We start from the raw sequence: 17,553 nt of genomic DNA on the forward strand, positions 1-17,553 counted from the left end.
AAGCCGCGCATTGCGCGGCCTTGGAGTTGGTGGGCCCACACGGACTCGAACCGTGGACCAAAGGATTATGAGACCGGAGCCATAGGATTTCAAAGGACTTCATAAACCTTCAATGGTGATGTCCAACCCCTTGTTTTACGGTGCCTTTTACCCCAATCGTCCTGAAAATTTCCCTTCATGGGGGTTTATTAAAGATCGCCCCCAGTCGCACCACCCACCCAACCACCATGAGGGGACGATTATGGGGAGCATAAAACTTACCGCGACGGCTATCGAGAAGATGCCGACGCCTGCAACACGCAAAGACGTTTATGACGGTGAAGTGCCGGGGCTGGTCCTCCGGCTGCTGCCATCCGGCACCAAGTCATGGAGCTTCACTTACCGGGTCAAGGGTATGCCGCGCCGCCTGTCGCTGGGCGTTTATCCGGGCGTGACATTGAAGCTGGCGAGGGAGCGCGCCCGAGAAGCCCGCGCAGCCGTCCAGCGAGGCGAAGACCCGGTAGAAGACAAGAAGGCCGAGGAACGGGAACGGCTGTATAGCGGCTTCGAGGCTTGCGCCAAGGATTTCGTCAAGAAGTACTGCAAGCCGAAGCTGAAGTCTTGGGAGCAAATCGAAAGCGCCTTTGTCCGGCTGGCTATCCCCGAGTTCAAGGATCGCCCGGTCAAGGACATTCGCCGCCGCGACATTGTTGATCTGCTGGAGAAGGTGGCCGCCAAGACGCCGGGCCAGTCCAACCATCTGCGGGCGTACCTCTCCAAGATGTTCAACTGGCTGCTGGAGCGGGAGATAGTCGAGGTCAATCCGGTCGTCGGGATTGCGCAGCGGTACAAGCCACAAGCCCGGACCCGCATCCTGACCGACGACGAGGTTAAGGCGCTCTGGAAGGCAACCGAGCGCATGGGCGGGGCCTTCGGCGACTGCACCCGTCTCCTGCTGCTGTCCGGTATGCGCCGCGACGAGGCGGGGCTGTTGCGCTGGGATGAGGTGAACGGGGAATGGGCCAGCCTCCCGGCCTCACGCATGAAGGCAGGCCGCGACTACCGCGCCCCGCTGTCGAAGAAGGCGCAAGCCATCATCGAGGGCCGTCCGCGCTTCGACAAGTGCGCCTTTGTCTTCACGACCAACGGCAAGGTAGCCATCAACGGCTGGGGCAAGGCCAAGCAGACGCTGGACCAGTACATGAGCGAGGAACTAGGGGAGCCGGTCGCCGACTGGCGGCTGCATGACTTACGGCGCACCTGCGCTTCTGGGCTGGCAAAGCTGGGCGTCCGGGCCGAGGTCATCAAGCGCATCTTGGCGCACACCCCGCCAGCCGCTGACGTGACGGCATCAGTCTATAACCAGCACATGTATGACGCCGAGGCGCGGCAGGCCATCGAGGCATGGGCCGAGCATGTGGCCAGCCTGACCGAAGAACTGGCTACTTAACATATTCAAAGTTATGATGGAAGTTTGTGATTCACAAATCGAGCTAGGAGGGACGCCATGGCCCAGTACGCGATTGCTTTTGACTTGAATACCAAAGGGATGAAGGCTGCTGGCTTCAGTCAGGCTGACATTACGCGCGTTTATCAAACCGAAATTCCTCAGGCACTAGATGCTTGTGGATTTACCGCGCACCCGCAGGGGTCGCTTTACCATACCGAAGGCGAACATGACCCAATCACTGCAATCATGAAATTGCAGGGATCGTTGCGCCAGCACGCCCCGAGTTTCTGCGCTTATGTGAATCGGGTTCATGTCTTCCGCATGGAAGAGTGGAGCGATGTGACGGCTCTGATTGCTAATCGCCCGGCAGCTCCAGCCCCTACTGCAGAGGAAGAAATCGAAGAGCAAGAAGCCCTTGCTATGGCGGCTGGTCAGTAAAGCCCATGCGGGGCCAGCACCCCGCCCCTGGCCCCCGTAACCGCGCTATACCCCGCGAACGGGGCCTTCCCCTCGCTACCCTATAGCCCCGGCCCGAACCCCCCTTAAATCGCAGGTAACAAGGCCGGGGTTACCTCCAATCGCACCGCCCAGAAAACAGCAAAGGCCCAAGTCCCTGAGGGACCGGGCCTTTTCGCTTGAGATAATCTAATGTGAAATCAGGTCGCCTGATTTTGCTTCCATTTCTGGTACTGCGTCCGCGCCGTGAAGAAGGCGATGCCCTCTGCAACGCAGGCGGCGATGACATCCTTCCGCTTGGCCTCGGGCATCGAGTCGGCGATGGCCCAGACGCGCTTGACGGGACTTTCGACGGTGGAGGCATTGCGGGCCTTAACCACAGGGGCGGGGGCTTCTTCCTGCTGGACTTCCTCGGCCTGCACTTCCGGGGCTGCTTCTTGGATTTCTTCGGGCTGGTCGTTCTTGGGGGCGCGGCGGTTGCGAGTTGCCATGATGATTCTCCTGTTAGGCGGCGGGGCCTGTTCCCCTGCCCATGAGGTGAATAATCAAGCTGAGCCGCAGGGGTGGCACTCCGAACGACGATCAATTGTTCGACTCAGCAAGCGCCTTTCGATACCTGCGGACTTGGGTGGCGGCGGTCGCCGGATTGACCCCAGCGGCAATGCAGGCGCGGATTACCTCGCTGGGCTTGGCATCGGGCATGGTCGCGGCGATGGCCCGGACCATCTCGACGGGGCGGATAGTGGTCGAAGGCCGCACCGCAGAACGGATGTGTTCGGGTGGCATGGCGGGAGCAAGACCCGCGAAGGCTCCGGGCCTGATCTCCCCAGCAAGGAACATGCAGCGCACTCGCTCCGCTAGGTCCAGGTCGATCCCGGCGAAGTCGGCAATCAGCAGATAGTCGGGCGACTCCACCCATTCCCGATCCTGTTCCTGTAGCGCCTGCATGAAGACCGCGCCGAACAGATTGTGGATGGCCTCGGCGGGCGTATGCCGCAGGTCTGGCGACAGCGGCGGCAAGTCTGGCCCTTCCTTGGCGATGATGCGGGCCATGCAATCACCAGCGGGGCAGGAAGACGGCGGCGGTCTGGTCGAGGTCGAGGCCGGGGGCTTGCCGGTCAAGCGCCGCCTGTAGCGTTTCGCTGGGGTCGGTCAGGTCAATGAGCTGGATGCCCGGAAAGCGTCCCTCCTGCACCATCCAGACGACATGCCCGAGGCGCTGCGCCTTGCGGTCTTGGCTAGCCGGGGCGCTAGTGTCGATAGCCGGGAGATCGGCGGGGGCCTGTGCCTCGGGTATCCACAGGGGCAGGGCTTCGGGGTCGAAGGTCGGCGCGGGCGCTTGGTCGAGGGCCAGCGGGACGAGGACGGCGAACGGGCCGCGCTCAACGGTGGCAAGGCGGGTCTGGTAGTTCTGGCTGCTGGCTTTAATCCAGTCGGCCAGCGCGGAAAGGGCCTGTTGGGCTGCGGTCATTTTGGGTCTCCTAATCTTTAATCAGGCGGTTCCGCGACGGGTCGCCTTGGTTACTCAAAGGCTTGGCGTTCGCCCCTCCGGCGAGGTGGTGCCGGAGGGGGTGTCCAGCCCGTCAAATCTCGACGCGCTTGCTGGCCTGTTCCGCGAGGCTGGGCGTGTAGAAGCTGGGCGCTACCTTGCGGATGGCGGCTTCATACTTGCCCGCCAGCTTGGCGAGGCCGACGCTATTGCTCAGGTTCGCGTATAGCTCGGGCTTGCGGGATTGCAGGGCTTCGAGGCGCAGCCCTTCATGGACGCTGGGAGCCAGCCCGACGAGGAACGAGGGCGAGTGCCAGAGGATGGCTGCAACGTCGTCGTTGTCCGCCATCGCCTGCTTCACTTGCAGCAACCCTTCCGGCGTCTTGGCCTGCTCGCGCACCCAGCTACGAATCTCGCTATGCAGGGCGCTGCGGTCCGAGCTGGGGCCGAGATGCAAATCAGCCTGCGCCAGCGCGGACGCTTTCAGCTTCTCGGCGTGCGCCTCCAGCGCGGCCTTGGACTTCTCCAGATGGTTCGTCACCTTCTCCGCAAGCTGCTTCGCGGCGGCGTGTTTCTGAACCTCCGTCCGGGTCGGGTCGCCGACCAGCGCCGCAATCTTCTTGGCCGCATCTTTGAGGGTGATATGGGCGCTCTGCACGTCCGGCGCGACATGGGCGTCGATGCCCTTGGGATCGCCCAGCATGGCAGCGAGCCCGGTGTCGAGCTGGGCGTTGTCGAGGAAGCCGGTAGCGGCGGGGTCTTTGACGAGGTACTGCGATTCGATGTTCATGGGTTACTCCTTAACGGTGAGCTTGAGGTGCTGCTGCTGCTTGAGAACGGCGCTCTCCCAGTCGTCCAGTCCGCCCAGCATGGGAACCAACATGACGCCGCCGGGAACCCCGCCGGAGTCGGCTGCCTTCTGGAAGGCTTCCATCTGGCGCTGGCGCATGTCGGCCAGAATCTGGGTGGCAGCCACACGGGCGGCGCTTTCGATGAGGCCGACAACCTCCTTGCCCTCCTCGGGGGCAATCTCCCCTTCGAGGACGGCCCGAAGCAGGGCTTCGATGCTCGTTTCGCCGTCGCGCTTCTCCAGCTTGGGAATCGGGCGGCCCTTGCGAACGGGCGCGATGCGATCCATGACGATACGCATGGCGGTGGGGTCGCCGCGCTTGGCGAGGTCGATGCAATGACGGGTGATGGCCTCGGCTTCGCCTTCCATCATGTTTTCGATGGCAAGGGTGACTTTGTTGCGGGAGCCTTTCGGACGGCCCGCGCCGCCTCTGATGAAGCGGCCTGTCTTGGCGTCCTTGGCGATGCCGTTGGCGTGTTCGGTGGGGGCGTCTGCTGCGACAGCGGCTTCGGCCTGTTGCTGGGCCAGGGCCTCCGGCGTCAGCTTCCATGGTGGTGTTTTCATTCGCGGCAACCAATAAAACTCAGGGCTGCCGCTATGGTCCCGCCGTAAAAATGGTGGGGCACTTGGAAAGGTGATGCCGTTGAGGCAAAAAAAGAGGCCCCGCCAGACGAATCTAGGGGGCCTCGGGGCAGTGCATCGGGCTTTGAACGATGCTCTGGTCACTCTTGCTTACGGACGGCTCCGGGGCAGGGGGACAGTTCCATTCTCGGTGGGCCTTGGGCGGTCGGCACTAGCTTTTTCGATCCCTTCCAGCCAGTCCTACCCATAGCCCCGGCCAAGGCCCCCATCCCTGCCGGTAACAGGCCGTAACCGCGCGTGGGGGCCATTTCGCGGGCTGGGGCATGGGGTAGGGAGGGGCCGGGGCAAAAAGGCCGTGGCGAGGGGGTTTTCTGGTGCCAGCCTACCCCGTAAGGCACCCCCGCCAGCCGGGGCGTTCGTCTAAGTCGTTGTTTCTAGTCGCGGGTCGCCTGCTGGACCCGGTGACTATGTATCCGCTCGCCTGTTTTCCTGCATGACCACATGGGGCCGTCCGGGTCGCGCCTGCCGCGCTGGGTGCCGGTGCTGGACGGCTGGCATCAAGCATCAGTAATCGACTCAAGCGCCCCGCTGGGCCAAGGCAAAAGGTCGGCGTTGGTGCCGCCGTCGCGGGCCTCCCTCGTCGGCTGCTGGTTGGCCTCCAATGACATGCTCCCGGTAAAGATGCCGTTCTAACGGTCGCGTCATCGTTTGGAACTTGCGGGGGCACAGAAGAATGCGCGTTTTACCCCAGATGGACCCCTAATCAAAAAGTTGATTTCTTCAATAAATATAAGGGGTTACTAAATATATGGGGTACAGGGGTACATGGGGTACTTAGGGTAAGGGGTTATGAAGATTCATCTAATCTGGGTATCTCTCTCTGTATTTCTGTACCCCTTGTACCCCGTACCCCAGACCAGCGGTAACGCCTTGGTGGCATTGGGTTTTTGGCTGGGCACATCCGGGGTAATGGCGGGGTCCCCGGCGCTTTGGCGGCGACTCCGGCCCACCTGTGGCCATGACTGGACCGGATACGGGCGCCCTTATATGGAGACCCGGATACTACTCTAAGTGATTGATATAAAAGCGAATAGCATCTCTTGTTCACTTGAAGTTCATAAAGGGTCACTTTTATAATGACCCCATCGCGCGCAGGCTGTGCCTGCATCCGAGGCCTTCGCCAAGGCCCGTACCTTAGAGAGCGGTGCTCTCCGTAGCGCAAGTAATGGCTTCAATTACTTGGACGGAGAACAAACCATGACCGAGAGCGCGATCCTCCGCTACCCCGAAGTAGCTACCCTGCTCAACATTTCCCAAGAGTCGCTTTACCGCTGGCAGCGGACGGGCATCTTTCCGAAGCCTATCAAGTACGGTCCTCGTTGCGTCGGCTGGCCTCGTGAGGTCGTCGAACAATGGCTGGCGGATAAACGCGCAGCCCGCTCCGCACAACAGTAACCAGCGGGGACGGCTCAAATGAGAAACAACATTCCGCTGGAGCTGCAACAGCTTCCGCAATGGGTAGTCGCGGCCGCCGATAAGAAGCCGCTAGACCCGAAGACCGGGGGCGCAGCCTCTGTCACTGATTCGACCACATGGGCGGCCTTCGATGTTGCCTGCGCCTATGCCGACCAGTACGGCTTGCGCGTCGGCTTCGTGCTGGCTGAATCCGACCCTTACACCATCATCGACCTGGACGACAAAGCCGAGCGCCCGGCGACCGACGAGCAGAAGGCCCGCTTTGCCAAGATCATCGAGAAGTTCGACAGCTACACCGAGCGATCGCAATCCGGGCGCGGCGTTCATATCGTCGTGCGCGGCAAGATGCCTGCTGGCGTCCATCGGGATGGCGTCGAGGTCTATTCCAGCGCCCGCTACATGATCTGCACCGGCGATGTAATGCGCCCGCTGGAGATTGCAGCCCGGCAAGACCTGCTGGACGTGCTGTATGGCGAGATGAAGCCCGCTCCGCAAGTTGATCTGGAGGAGCGCGAGGAACTGCAAGACGACGCCGGCCTTGTGGAAATGGCGATGCGCGCCATCAACGGGGACAAGTTCAACCTGCTATGTGCTGGAGAATGGGCGGCGCTGGGCTATGAGAGCGCCTCCGAAGCGGATCATGCGTTGCTGGCGATCCTAGCCTTCTACTCGCCCAGCAACGAGCAGGTAAAGCGCCTGTTCCGAATGTCTGCCCTCGGCAAGCGCGACAAGCACCGGGGCACCGATTACCGGATTGATCTGGCGCTTCGCAAGATCAGGGCGAATGAGCCGGTGCCGGTCGATCTGGAGGCAATGGAGGAACTGGCCGCCCAAGTGGCAACCGCGCCACAAGCACCCATCCCGGCTCCCTCCCATAGCCTCGCCCCTCGGCTGGAAGGCCCCGTTACCGGCGAGTTACCGCCCCCTCCGGGCTTGGTCGGCGAGCTGGCCCAGTACATCTACAGTTCGGCTATCCGCCCAGTGCCGGAGGTCGCTCTTGCTGCTGCGCTGGGGCTGGTTGCCGGGGTCGCTGGTCGCACCTACTACACAAGCGGCCTGCCTACTGGCTTGAACCTCTACTTGATCCTGCTGGCGAAGACCGGCATCGGGAAGGAAGGGGGCAAGCAGGGCATCAATCGCCTGCTGTCAGAGATCAGCCCCAGCATTCCGACCGTCAGCCGCTTCATCGGCCCGACTTCGTTTGCATCTGGGCAAGCGTTGGTCAAGCACTTCGAAGAACGGCCCTGTTTCTACTCGGTGCTGGACGAGTTCGGCCATACGCTCAAGCGCATCACGACGCCCAAGGCATCCGGTGCAGAACAAGCCCTGCATAGCGAACTGCTGGCGCTGTATTCGCGCAGTGGGCCGGATGGCTTCGTCGGGGTGCAGGCATACAGCGACAAGGAGAAGAACACCGCCGTAGTTCGTGCCCCCAGCCTGACCATCATCGGGGAATCGACCCCGGAGGTCTTCTTCGGCTGCCTCGATAGCGCCTTGGTCCAAGACGGCTTGGTGCCTCGCCTGCTGGTGATCGAATACACCGGAGGTCGCCCGCCGCGCAATCGCTATGCAGGCGGCAAACCGGACGCGGCGCTGGTTAGGCGGTTTGCTGATCTGGTTACGGTCGCTGTGCATGGCGAGCAGAACGGCAGCTTTGCAAAGGTCCATCTCGCCGCTGACGCGGAAGCCCTGCTGGATGCTTTTGACAGGGAATGCGATGACCACATCAACGGCGGGAACGCTGCCGAGGTCCAGCTATGGAACCGGGCGCACCTCAACGCCTTGAAGGTCGCCTCTGTCATCGGTGTGGGCTGCAACCCCTACCAGCCGCTGGTCACCGTTGAACATGCCCGCTGGGCGGTCGAGTTTGTCCGGCGCAGCGTTCATGCCGTCCAGTCCCGCTTCGATAAAGGCGAGGTCGGCGGCGGCGATGGTGCCAAGGCCGAAGCAGCAATTCGTACAGCGGTAGCTGACTTCCTCGCCATGCCTCCCGAGAAGCGCGAGACCTACAAGACGCCCAAGGCATTCCAAACGGGCAGCGTCATCCCGCATTCGTACCTGTACGCGAAATTGAAGCGGGTGCAGCCGTTCAAGGATGAGCGCCGCCTTCTGGATGAAACCTTGAAGGCGTTGCTCGAAGCCGGGGCGCTGCAACAGCTACCGCCGCAGCAAGTGCGGGAGAAATTCAAACTAGATACCAAGGCCTATTGCGTCGGCCATAGCTGGTAAAGGAGAAGCAACCATGAACGCGATTCACTTTCCCGGGCTGGCCGGAGAGATTGCCCAGCACCTCAACGAACAGGCCCCTGTCGCCACTCCCCGGATGGCAATGGGCGGGGCCATTGCCCTGCTGGGGGCCATCGTCGGCGCTGGCTGGGAGTTGCCGCATATCGGCCTTTACCCAGAATCAGCCGTGCGCCGCGTCCTGCCGCACCTTGAGCCGGAGGACTTCCCGACGACCCAGCCCATCGGGCAAAGCGTCATGCTGGTAGCCGACCCGGCGCACGGCAAGGGCGGAATCATTTGAACATGCCCGCTGGGCGGTCGAGTTTGTCCGGCGCAGCGTTCATGCCGTCCAGTCCCGCTTCGATAAAGGCGAGGTCGGCGGCGGCGATGGTGCCAAGGCCGAAGCAGCAATTCGTACAGCGGTAGCTGACTTCCTCGCCATGCCTCCCGAGAAGCGCGAGACCTACAAGACGCCCAAGGCATTCCAAACGGGCAGCGTCATCCCGCATTCGTACCTGTACGCGAAATTGAAGCGGGTGCAGCCGTTCAAGGATGAGCGCCGCCTTCTGGATGAAACCTTGAAGGCGTTGCTCGAAGCCGGGGCGCTGCAACAGCTACCGCCGCAGCAAGTGCGGGAGAAATTCAAACTAGATACCAAGGCCTATTGCGTCGGCCATAGCTGGTAAAGGAGAAGCAACCATGAACGCGATTCACTTTCCCGGGCTGGCCGGAGAGATTGCCCAGCACCTCAACGAACAGGCCCCTGTCGCCACTCCCCGGATGGCAATGGGCGGGGCCATTGCCCTGCTGGGGGCCATCGTCGGCGCTGGCTGGGAGTTGCCGCATATCGGCCTTTACCCAGAATCAGCCGTGCGCCGCGTCCTGCCGCACCTTGAGCCGGAGGACTTCCCGACGACCCAGCCCATCGGGCAAAGCGTCATGCTGGTAGCCGACCCGGCGCACGGCAAGGGCGGAATCATCGAAGGGGTTGAGCAACTGCTGGGCGGGCTGCTACGGCAGCGCCCGGACACCTCGGCCATTGCCCAGCGGCTGCTGACCATCCAGCACTTCAACCATCTGGCGCTCGCCGGGATGGAGCCGGAACCCGAGGATGTGGATAGGGTGCGCGGCATCGTCAAGCCTGCGACCTTCGACCGGCTGCTAGACGGCTCCCTGTTCCTGCTGGCCGAATCGACGCCGGATGACTTTGATTACCTGCTGCCGCATTGGTACGAGGGCAGCCCGTTCTACGGCCAGTGCCTGATGATCCGGCACCATGGCCCAAGGGGCGAGAAGAACCGACAACCACATGGGGGGCCGTCCGCCTCCCTGCTGGGCCGTCTGGCCGAGCTGGCGGACCTGGCCCAAGCCGGACAAAAGGTTCTGGTCGAAGTCACCGAAGACGCCGCTGCTTGGTATCGCCTGTTCCTGAGCTTGGACATGGACACCTACAGCGAGCATGGGCCGGTCGGGATGGAGGGAGAATGGGCGCGGCAGTCGTTGCAAGTGGCGGCTATCGTCGCGGTAGGGCTGGACCCGCTACGCCCGGTCATCACCGCCGAGTTGTTCCGGCTTGCCAGCGACCTTGCAAGCGAAGGCGTCCGGCTGGCCCGCGCTGGGCTGGGGGTGGCTGGGGTGTAACCCCGGCTGGGCTGGGAGGGTGTTTGCACCTCCATCTGCACCACCGACTTTTGGGGAGAGCTGGCCCCGATTGCACCACCGCCAATCCTAGCCCCCTTGGTGGGGCTGGATGGCGGGGCGGTCGGGTAAAGGCTGGTTTCCAGAAAAAGCCTTGGAAACCAAGGGTTTGGTGGGCCTTCCCGGGCTCGAACCGGGGACCGAGCGATTATGAGTCGCGCGCTCTAACCAACTGAGCTAAAGGCCCGAAAACTTGTATCTTCCTACACTGGCAACCTGATTATGAGTCCTCTGCTCTAACCAACTGAGCTATAGGCCCTCAGAAGGAGGGCGGATTATACCGGGGTGATAGTTCAGCGCCAACCAAGCTCGATTGCGGGCATAAAAAAACCCCGGCGAACCGGGGTTTGGCAGTCACTCGTCGAGGAACGAGCGCAAGTGCTCGCTTCGCGTCGGGTGACGCAGCTTGCGCAGCGCCTTGGCTTCGATCTGGCGAATCCGCTCGCGCGTCACATCGAACTGCTTGCCGACTTCCTCGAGGGTGTGGTCGGTATTCATGTCGATGCTGAAGCGCATGCGCAGCACCTTGGCTTCGCGTGCGGTCAGCCCGGCGAGCACCTCGCGGGTGGCTTCCTTGAGGCTTTCCACGGTGGCTACGTCGATCGGAGACTGCATGGTGCTGTCCTCGATGAAGTCGCCGAGATGCGAGTCTTCGTCGTCGCCGATCGGCGTCTCCATGGAGATCGGTTCCTTGGCGATCTTCAGCACCTTGCGGATCTTGTCCTCGGGCATCTCCATGCGCTCGCCCAGCTCTTCCGGCGTCGGCTCGCGGCCCATCTCCTGCAGCATCTGGCGGGAGATGCGGTTGAGCTTGTTGATCGTCTCGATCATATGCACCGGGATGCGGATAGTGCGCGCCTGGTCGGCGATCGAGCGGGTGATGGCCTGGCGGATCCACCAGGTGGCGTAGGTCGAGAACTTGTAGCCGCGGCGGTATTCGAACTTGTCCACCGCCTTCATCAGGCCGATGTTGCCTTCCTGGATCAGGTCGAGGAACTGCAGGCCACGGTTGGTGTACTTCTTGGCGATCGAGATCACCAGGCGCAGGTTGGCCTCGACCATCTCTTTCTTGGCTCGGCGGGCCTTGGCCTCACCGATGGACATGCGGCGGTTGATGTCCTTGACGTCGGCAACGCTGAGGCCGGTTTCCTGCTCCAGGTCCACCAGCTTCTGCTGGCAGGCGCGAATGTCGTCCTTGCGCGCGGCAATCGCTTCGGCGTACTTGCTCTTGCCGCTGGCGATGGCCTCGGCCCAGCCGAGGTTGGTCTCGTTGTTGGGGAACTCGCGGAGGAAGTCGGCGCGCGGCATGCGGGCATCCCGCACGCAGAGCTGCATGATGGCGCGCTCCTGGGCGCGGATGCGCGCCAGCGCGTCGCGCACACGCTCGACCAGTGCGTCGTACTGCTTGGGCACGAGCTTGATCGGCATGAACAGGATGGCCAGTGCCTCCAGTTCATCGGTGGCCTGCTGGCTGCCGCGGCCAAACTTCTTCAGGGCCTTCTGGGCTTTGGCCAGCTGTTCGGCCACTGCGCCGAAGCGGATGCGGGCAACTTCGGGGTCCGGACCGCCGTCGCCTTCTTCCTCGTCGCTGTCGCTCGACTCTTCGTCCTCCTCGTCGTCGTCCTTGTCGTCCGCGGCGGCCTTGGAGGCAACCTGGGGCGCGACCGGCTCGACTTCCTGAGGGGCGGCGGCGCCGTCGTCATCAGGATCGATGTAGCCACTGAGGATGTCGGATAGACGGCCGCCCTCGCTGACGACGCGGTCGTAATCGGCCAGGATTCCGTCCACGGTGCCGGGGAAGTGAGCGATCGCGCTCATCACCTCGCGGATGCCTTCCTCGATGCGTTTGGCGATCTCGATTTCGCCTTCGCGGGTCAGCAGCTCGACGGTACCCATTTCGCGCATGTACATGCGCACCGGGTCGGTGGTGCGGCCGATGTCGGTCTCGACCGCAGCGAGCGCTGCGGCAGCCTCTTCGGCGGCCGCTTCATCGGTATCGGCTTCGGCCAACAACAGGGCATCGGCATCCGGAGCGGTCTCGAATACGTTGATGCCCATGTCGTTGATCATGCGAATGATGTCTTCCACCTGTTCCGGATCGGAAATATCCTCCGGCAGGTGGTCGTTGACCTCGGCGTAAGTCAGGTAACCCTGCTCACGGCCACGCTGGATCAACTCTTTGAGGCGGGACTGCTGTTGCGCTTTTCCGGACATATAACCCTATCCACTGAAGGTTCTGGCGGGCTGAAAACAAGCTGAGCATTATAGCCGAGCTAGGACCTCACGCGCCAGTTGAGGTCGGTGCTGCAGGTGCTGCGTTGCGATTCAACAGTGCGCGCAGGTGATCTTTTTCCTCTGCGCTCAGGGCACCCTGGCGAGCCTTGCGCAGCAACTGCTCGAGGCTGCGCTCGCGTTGTCTGGCGGCAAGGCTTGAGATGGTGTCGAAAAACTGTTGTTCAAGGTTGTCGGCCGATATCAGCCATTCTTTCTCCGCCAATGCGCGTAAAAGACGCCCTTGGTCGGTTCCGTGCCAGCGCGCGATCAGCTGCAGGCTGCGCAGGCGGGGATTTTTCTGCAGCGTACCGATCAAGGCGATGAGTAGCTGGGTATAAGTGTCGTCTTCGGCGGCGAAATGACTGGCATCTTCGACCTTCTGTGCGAGCTCCGGATGGTGTAGCAGGGTGCGAAGCGTGGTCAGGGCTGGCGGCTCGACGGTTGCTGGCGTGCGCGGTGCTCGCGGCTTGAAATCCTGGCGCTGGCCGCTTTTCTTCCAATCGTTCTTCCAGGGGCGTTTGTTGCCCTTGCCTGCGGGTGGGGGGGCCGGCTCGTAGCTGGGGGGCTCGTAATCGACGGATATTGCGTCGTAATACCCGTAGTCGTCGCCAGGCGGGGTGCTGGCGGGTGCGGGGGTGGCTGCAAGCTGGTGCAGCGCTTCGCCGTTGAGCCCGGTGAGTTCGGCCAGGCGCTGGCGCATCAGGGCCCGCAGGTTCGCCCCTGGGACTTTTTCGATCAGCGGTGCGGCCAGCGTAGCCAGGTGCGCCTTGCCTTCCAGTGAGCGCGGGTCGGCCTCCTCGCTCAGTTGCTGGAAGAAATAGTCTGCCAGCGGCTGGGCCTGCTGGTTGATCCGTGCCTGGAAGGCGTCGGTGCCTTCGGCGCGAACCAGGCTGTCAGGGTCTTCGCCTTCGGGGAGAAACAGAAAGCGCGCGCGCCGCCCATCCTGCAGGTTCGGCAGGGTCGCCTCGAGGGCGCGCCACGCCGCCTTGCGTCCGGCGCTATCGCCATCGAAGCAGAACAGTACGCTCGGCACCAGTCGGAACAGGCGCTTGAGGTGCTCCTCGCTGGTGGCCGTACCCAGCGTCGCGACGGCATTGCGCAAGCCTTGCTGGGCCAGGGCGATGACGTCCATATAGCCTTCGACGACGATGATTTCGTCGAGATCGCGGTTGGCCTGGCGGGCTTCGTACAGGCCATAGAGTTCCTGGCCTTTGTGAAAGATCGGGGTTTCCGGCGAATTCAGGTACTTGGGTTTGTCATCGCCTAGCACGCGGCCGCCGAAGGCGATCACCCGGCCACGGCTGTCTCGGATCGGGAACATCACGCGGTCACGGAAACGGTCATAGCGCTTGCCGGACTCGGCGTTTTCGATCAGCAGTCCGGCGTCGATCAGTGCCTTTTGCTGCAGCGCATCGCCGCCCAGGTGTTTCAGTAGGTTGTCCCAGCCGGGCGGCGCGAAGCCCAGGCCGAAGTCGCGGGCGATGATGCCGGAAAGTCCGCGCCCCTTAAGGTAGTCGACCGCGGCCTTGCGGGCCGGATGGCTCTTCAGCGCCTGGCGGTAGAAGTCGGCAGCGGCGGCGAGCAGCGGATAGAGGGGGGAGTCGACCGGCTGCCGCGGTTTGTGCCCGCGTCCACTGTCCTCGCGTGGAACTTCGAGTCCGGCGCGCCGGGCGAGCTCCTCGACCGCCTGGGGGAAGTCCAGATGATCGTGGTCCATGATGAAGCCGAGGGCATTGCCGCCGGCGCCACAGCCGAAGCAGTAATAGAACTGCTTGTCCGGGCTGACGCTGAAGGAGGGGGTCTTCTCGTTATGGAAGGGGCAGCGTGCGGTGTAGTTTTTGCCGGCCTTCTTCAGCTGGATGCGCGAGCCCACCACTTCGACGATATCGGAGCGGTTGAGCAGGTCATCGATGAAGGATTGCGGGATCAGTCCGGCCATAGGGGTATCAGGTTAGTTCGCAGTGCATGGGGCCGGAAACGAAAAAACTCCGGCCTTTCGCCGATTGGCGAAGCGGAGTCTGCATGCAAACGCAAAGCCCGGCCAGGGCCGGGCTTTAGGCGACGTCAGCGGTACCGGATCAGTACAGGCGGACGCTACGGCGCTGCTCGCGCTGCACTTTCTTGGCGTGACGCTTGACTGCGGCAGCAGCCTTGCGCTTGCGCTCGGCAGTCGGCTTCTCGTAGAACTCGCGGGAACGGACTTCGGCCAGAACGCCGGCCTTTTCGCAGGAGCGCTTGAAGCGACGCAGTGCTACGTCGAAGGGTTCATTCTCTTTAACTTTGACAGCGGGCATCCAGGACTTACCTTCACTTGATTACCGGTGGCAACGCGCTTCGGCAAATGACTCGCAAGCACGCTGGTTTTAAGGGTTGCGGATGTTAACGCCTCGGCTGGAGGAATGCAAAGCCCCTGATCGAAAAGCGCTGGCCGGTGGCCGACCCCGGCGATTAATATGCACGGCTTCATTCGCTTCCCTCGGACGGTTCGAACCCATGCTGGTGCTGGGGCTGGAAACTTCCTGCGACGAGACTGGCGTCGCGCTCTACGACAGCGAGCAGGGCCTGTTGGCCGACGCGCTATTCAGCCAGATCGACCTGCATCGCGTCTATGGCGGCGTGGTGCCCGAGCTCGCCTCGCGCGATCACGTCAAGCGCATGCTGCCGCTGATTCGCCAGGTGCTTGCCGATGCCGAGCGTGATGCTGCGCAGATCGATGCGATCGCCTATACCGCCGGCCCAGGACTGGTCGGCGCGCTGCTGGTCGGGGCCTCCTGCGCGCAGGCGTTGGCGTTCGCCTGGGGCATACCGGCGGTTGGTGTGCATCATATGGAAGGGCATCTGCTGGCACCGATGCTCGAGGAGCAGCCGCCGGCGTTTCCGTTCGTCGCATTGCTGGTTTCCGGCGGGCATACCCAGCTGGTGCGCGTCGATGGCATCGGTCGCTACGAGCTGCTCGGTGAGTCGGTGGATGATGCCGCCGGCGAGGCCTTCGACAAGACCGCCAAGCTGATGGGCCTGCCGTATCCCGGCGGGCCGGAAATCGCCCGGCTGGCCGAGCACGGCGTGCCGGGGCGTTTCGTGTTTCCGCGGCCGATGACCGATCGGCCAGGGCTCGATTTCAGCTTCAGCGGCTTGAAGACCTTTACCCTCAATACATTCCAACAGCGTCGGGCGGCCGGTGACGACAGCGAGCAGACGCGCTGCGACATCGCCCTTGCATTCCAGCAGGCGGTGGTCGAAACGCTCACGATCAAGTGCCGCCGTGCGTTGAAGCAGACCGGCCTGAAGTCGCTGGTGATCGCCGGCGGGGTCAGTGCCAACCGCGCGCTGCGCGAGGCGCTGCAAGCCATGCTGGCCGAGATGAAAGGGCAGGTCTTTTATGCGCGGCCACGGTTCTGCACGGACAATGGCGCCATGATTGCCTACGCAGGCTGCCAGCGCTTGCTGGCCGGGCAGCACGACGGGCCGCAGATCGGCGTGCAGGCACGCTGGCCGATGGAGGCGCTGCCGGCTATTTGAGCGGCGCCATCAGAAATGCCGTTCCCGTCCCGCCAGCAGAGCCTGCAGGTTGCTGCGATGTCGCCAGACGATCAGCAGTGCGAGCACGCTCATCGGCAACAGCGATCCAGGTTGTCGCCAGGCCAGCAGAGGCAGGCAAAGCGGCAAGGCAATCAGCGCGGCGAGGGAGCTGGTGCGCGTCAGGCGAAACACGGTGAGCCAGGCGGCCGCCGCGAGCGCCGCGGCTGGGGCGTAGAGGCCGAGCAGTACACCGGCCGCAGTGGCAACGCCCTTGCCGCCCTGGAAACGAAAGTAAATTGGATAGAGATGGCCAAGCACGGCTGCCAGACCGATCCAGGCCTGCTGCTGAACGTCATAGCCAAGCCAGGCGGCGAGCGTGACGGGCAGCAAGCCTTTGAGCAGGTCGCCGAGCAGGGTGCCGATGGCCAGGCGGCGTCCCGCCAGGCGCAGCATGTTGGTGGCGCCCGGGTTACCCGATCCACCGGCCCGCGGGTCTGGCATGCCCGATAGCTGGCTGAGCACAATGGCGAATGACAGCGAACCGAGCAGGTAAGCGAACAGTGTCAGCAGCCAGAACATGGAAATCATCCGGGGCAGGGAGCTCCTGAGTCTAACGGTGCGGCCTCGGCTTGTCGTGCCGCGGGAGAGACGGTTTGGATACAGTGTTTATCGAAGGCCTGGAAGTGGACACCGTGATCGGTGCCTATGACTGGGAGCGCGGCATCCGCCAGAGCCTGCGTCTGGATCTGACCCTGGGCTGGGACATTCGTCCCGCTGCGGAGAAGGACGAGCTGGACAAGGCGCTGGACTATGCCAAGGTCGGCCAGGCCATCGATCGTTTCGCCGGTGCCGTGCGTTTCGAATTGGTGGAAACCTTCGCCGAGCGACTGGCGGCGCAGCTGATGACCGAGTTCGGCATTCCCTGGCTGCGCCTGCGCGTGACCAAGCCGGGAGCCAATGCGCGCGCACGCGCGTTGGGCGTGGAGATCGAACGCGGATGCCGTTGACTCCCGTTCTGCTCGGCCTCGGCAGCAACAGCGAGCGCGAAAGGCATCTGCATGCCGGACTCGACGCGCTGGCGGCACTGCTGAGCGACATGCATTGCTCGCCGGTCTTCGAAAGCCTTGCGGTAGGCTACCGCGGTGACAATTTCTACAATCTGGTGGTGGCCGGGTGCACGGACCTGCCGCTGATCGAACTGGATCGAAGACTGAAGTTCATCGAGGCGGACAATGGTCGCTATGCGCCGGATCGCAAGGGTTTGCCGCTGGATATCGACGTGTTGCTCTATGCCGATCTGGTCGGTGAGTTCGATGGGCTGAGACTGCCGAGGCCGGAAGTGCTGCGCAACGCCTTCGTGCTCTGGCCGCTGTCGTTGCTGGTGCCCGAGCGAATCCACCCCGAAGCGGGGCTGAGCTTTGCCGAGCTCTGGCGCCGCGCCTCCATCGATCAGCGCCTCTGGCCGGTGCCCTTCGGCTGGAACGGTATGGCGCTGACCCCCGAGTATCTGCTGCAACCTTCACCGTTTCCCGAGCCCCCCGCCGTCGGCTGAGA

The 17,553-nt window shown here is 63.0% G+C and carries 19 protein-coding genes and 1 tRNA gene; 10 read left to right on the forward strand and 10 right to left on the reverse strand.

Annotation, left to right across the window (positions count from 1 at the left end; genetic code table 11):
• Window positions 1-112: 112 nt before the first annotated feature.
• Both CL52_RS02645 and CL52_RS02650 read left to right on the forward strand, forming a co-directional pair.
• Window positions 113-1,429 carry a tyrosine-type recombinase/integrase gene (locus tag CL52_RS02645; protein WP_082041968.1) on the forward strand — a complete coding sequence of 439 codons (1,317 nt, stop codon included), beginning with the start codon at window positions 113-115 and terminating at the stop codon, window positions 1,427-1,429.
• Window positions 1,430-1,486: 57 nt separating this feature from the next.
• A complete protein-coding gene (locus tag CL52_RS02650) occupies window positions 1,487-1,867 on the forward strand; it encodes a hypothetical protein (protein WP_043218343.1) in 381 nt (126 codons plus the stop codon).
• 218 nt (window positions 1,868-2,085) lie between these two features.
• Here the strand turns inward: CL52_RS02650 and CL52_RS02655 are convergent, their stop codons facing one another.
• The 5 genes from CL52_RS02655 to CL52_RS20320 form a co-directional block, all read right to left on the reverse strand.
• Window positions 2,086-2,376 carry a hypothetical protein gene (locus CL52_RS02655; RefSeq protein ID WP_043218347.1) on the reverse strand — a complete coding sequence of 97 codons (291 nt, stop codon included), beginning with the start codon at window positions 2,374-2,376 and terminating at the stop codon, window positions 2,086-2,088.
• Window positions 2,377-2,467: 91 nt separating this feature from the next.
• Window positions 2,468-2,938 carry a hypothetical protein gene (locus tag CL52_RS02660; RefSeq protein ID WP_043218350.1) on the reverse strand — a complete coding sequence of 157 codons (471 nt, stop codon included), beginning with the start codon at window positions 2,936-2,938 and terminating at the stop codon, window positions 2,468-2,470.
• A 4-nt stretch (window positions 2,939-2,942) separates the two neighbouring features.
• Window positions 2,943-3,356 (reverse strand): hypothetical protein, encoded by a 414-nt coding sequence (locus CL52_RS02665; protein ID WP_043218352.1) that lies wholly within the window; start codon window positions 3,354-3,356, stop codon window positions 2,943-2,945.
• Window positions 3,357-3,468: 112 nt separating this feature from the next.
• Window positions 3,469-4,164, reverse strand: a complete 696-nt coding sequence (locus tag CL52_RS02670) for a hypothetical protein (protein WP_043218354.1) — start codon at window positions 4,162-4,164, stop codon at window positions 3,469-3,471.
• A gap of 3 nt (window positions 4,165-4,167) precedes the next feature.
• The gene (locus CL52_RS20320; protein WP_052264510.1) at window positions 4,168-4,788 is read right to left on the reverse strand and encodes a hypothetical protein; all 621 of its coding nucleotides are present in this window, start codon (window positions 4,786-4,788) and stop codon (window positions 4,168-4,170) included.
• A 1,275-nt stretch (window positions 4,789-6,063) separates the two neighbouring features.
• Between CL52_RS20320 and CL52_RS02680 the strand changes: the two genes are divergently transcribed.
• From CL52_RS02680 to CL52_RS02700, 5 genes are all read left to right on the forward strand, one after another.
• Complete coding sequence (locus CL52_RS02680; protein WP_043218357.1) at window positions 6,064-6,261, forward strand: helix-turn-helix transcriptional regulator; 198 nt, start codon at window positions 6,064-6,066, stop codon at window positions 6,259-6,261.
• Window positions 6,262-6,279: 18 nt separating this feature from the next.
• A complete protein-coding gene (locus CL52_RS02685; protein WP_052264511.1) occupies window positions 6,280-8,511 on the forward strand; it encodes a DUF3987 domain-containing protein in 2,232 nt (743 codons plus the stop codon).
• A 13-nt stretch (window positions 8,512-8,524) separates the two neighbouring features.
• The gene (locus CL52_RS02690) at window positions 8,525-8,809 is read left to right on the forward strand and encodes a hypothetical protein (RefSeq protein WP_043218360.1); all 285 of its coding nucleotides are present in this window, start codon (window positions 8,525-8,527) and stop codon (window positions 8,807-8,809) included.
• A 139-nt stretch (window positions 8,810-8,948) separates the two neighbouring features.
• On the forward strand, window positions 8,949-9,194 hold the full coding sequence (locus tag CL52_RS02695) for a hypothetical protein (RefSeq protein WP_043218363.1): 246 nt from the start codon (window positions 8,949-8,951) through the stop codon (window positions 9,192-9,194).
• A gap of 13 nt (window positions 9,195-9,207) precedes the next feature.
• Window positions 9,208-10,149, forward strand: coding sequence for a hypothetical protein (locus tag CL52_RS02700; RefSeq protein ID WP_043218365.1), 942 nt, complete (start codon window positions 9,208-9,210; stop codon window positions 10,147-10,149).
• A 167-nt stretch (window positions 10,150-10,316) separates the two neighbouring features.
• Here the strand turns inward: CL52_RS02700 and CL52_RS02705 are convergent.
• The 4 genes from CL52_RS02705 to rpsU form a co-directional block, all read right to left on the reverse strand.
• Window positions 10,317-10,393, reverse strand: a tRNA-Ile gene (locus CL52_RS02705).
• Window positions 10,394-10,560: 167 nt separating this feature from the next.
• Window positions 10,561-12,420, reverse strand: coding sequence for an RNA polymerase sigma factor RpoD (gene rpoD / locus CL52_RS02710; protein WP_043218366.1), 1,860 nt, complete (start codon window positions 12,418-12,420; stop codon window positions 10,561-10,563).
• Between the two features lie 67 nt (window positions 12,421-12,487).
• Window positions 12,488-14,419, reverse strand: coding sequence for a DNA primase (gene dnaG / locus CL52_RS02715; protein WP_043218367.1), 1,932 nt, complete (start codon window positions 14,417-14,419; stop codon window positions 12,488-12,490).
• Between the two features lie 139 nt (window positions 14,420-14,558).
• Window positions 14,559-14,774, reverse strand: coding sequence for a 30S ribosomal protein S21 (gene rpsU / locus CL52_RS02720; RefSeq protein ID WP_003290642.1), 216 nt, complete (start codon window positions 14,772-14,774; stop codon window positions 14,559-14,561).
• A gap of 199 nt (window positions 14,775-14,973) precedes the next feature.
• On the opposite strand from rpsU, the gene tsaD reads away from it, so the two are divergent.
• Window positions 14,974-15,999 carry a tRNA (adenosine(37)-N6)-threonylcarbamoyltransferase complex transferase subunit TsaD gene (tsaD, locus tag CL52_RS02725; protein WP_043218369.1) on the forward strand — a complete coding sequence of 342 codons (1,026 nt, stop codon included), beginning with the start codon at window positions 14,974-14,976 and terminating at the stop codon, window positions 15,997-15,999.
• 9 nt (window positions 16,000-16,008) lie between these two features.
• Here tsaD and plsY read toward each other — a convergent pair whose 3' ends face one another.
• A complete protein-coding gene (gene plsY / locus CL52_RS02730; protein WP_043222896.1) occupies window positions 16,009-16,578 on the reverse strand; it encodes a glycerol-3-phosphate 1-O-acyltransferase PlsY in 570 nt (189 codons plus the stop codon).
• A 74-nt stretch (window positions 16,579-16,652) separates the two neighbouring features.
• Between plsY and folB the strand changes: the two genes are divergently transcribed.
• Window positions 16,653-17,006, forward strand: coding sequence for a dihydroneopterin aldolase (gene folB / locus CL52_RS02735; RefSeq protein WP_043218371.1), 354 nt, complete (start codon window positions 16,653-16,655; stop codon window positions 17,004-17,006).
• Window positions 16,997-17,551 carry a 2-amino-4-hydroxy-6-hydroxymethyldihydropteridine diphosphokinase gene (folK, locus tag CL52_RS02740; RefSeq protein ID WP_043218373.1) on the forward strand — a complete coding sequence of 185 codons (555 nt, stop codon included), beginning with the start codon at window positions 16,997-16,999 and terminating at the stop codon, window positions 17,549-17,551. The genes folB and folK overlap by 10 nt, the downstream gene beginning before the upstream one ends.
• The last annotated feature ends 2 nt before the right edge of the window (window positions 17,552-17,553 follow it).

It is taken from the genome of Stutzerimonas balearica DSM 6083, from assembly GCF_000818015.1.
GTDB classification, from domain to species: domain Bacteria; phylum Pseudomonadota; class Gammaproteobacteria; order Pseudomonadales; family Pseudomonadaceae; genus Stutzerimonas; species Stutzerimonas balearica.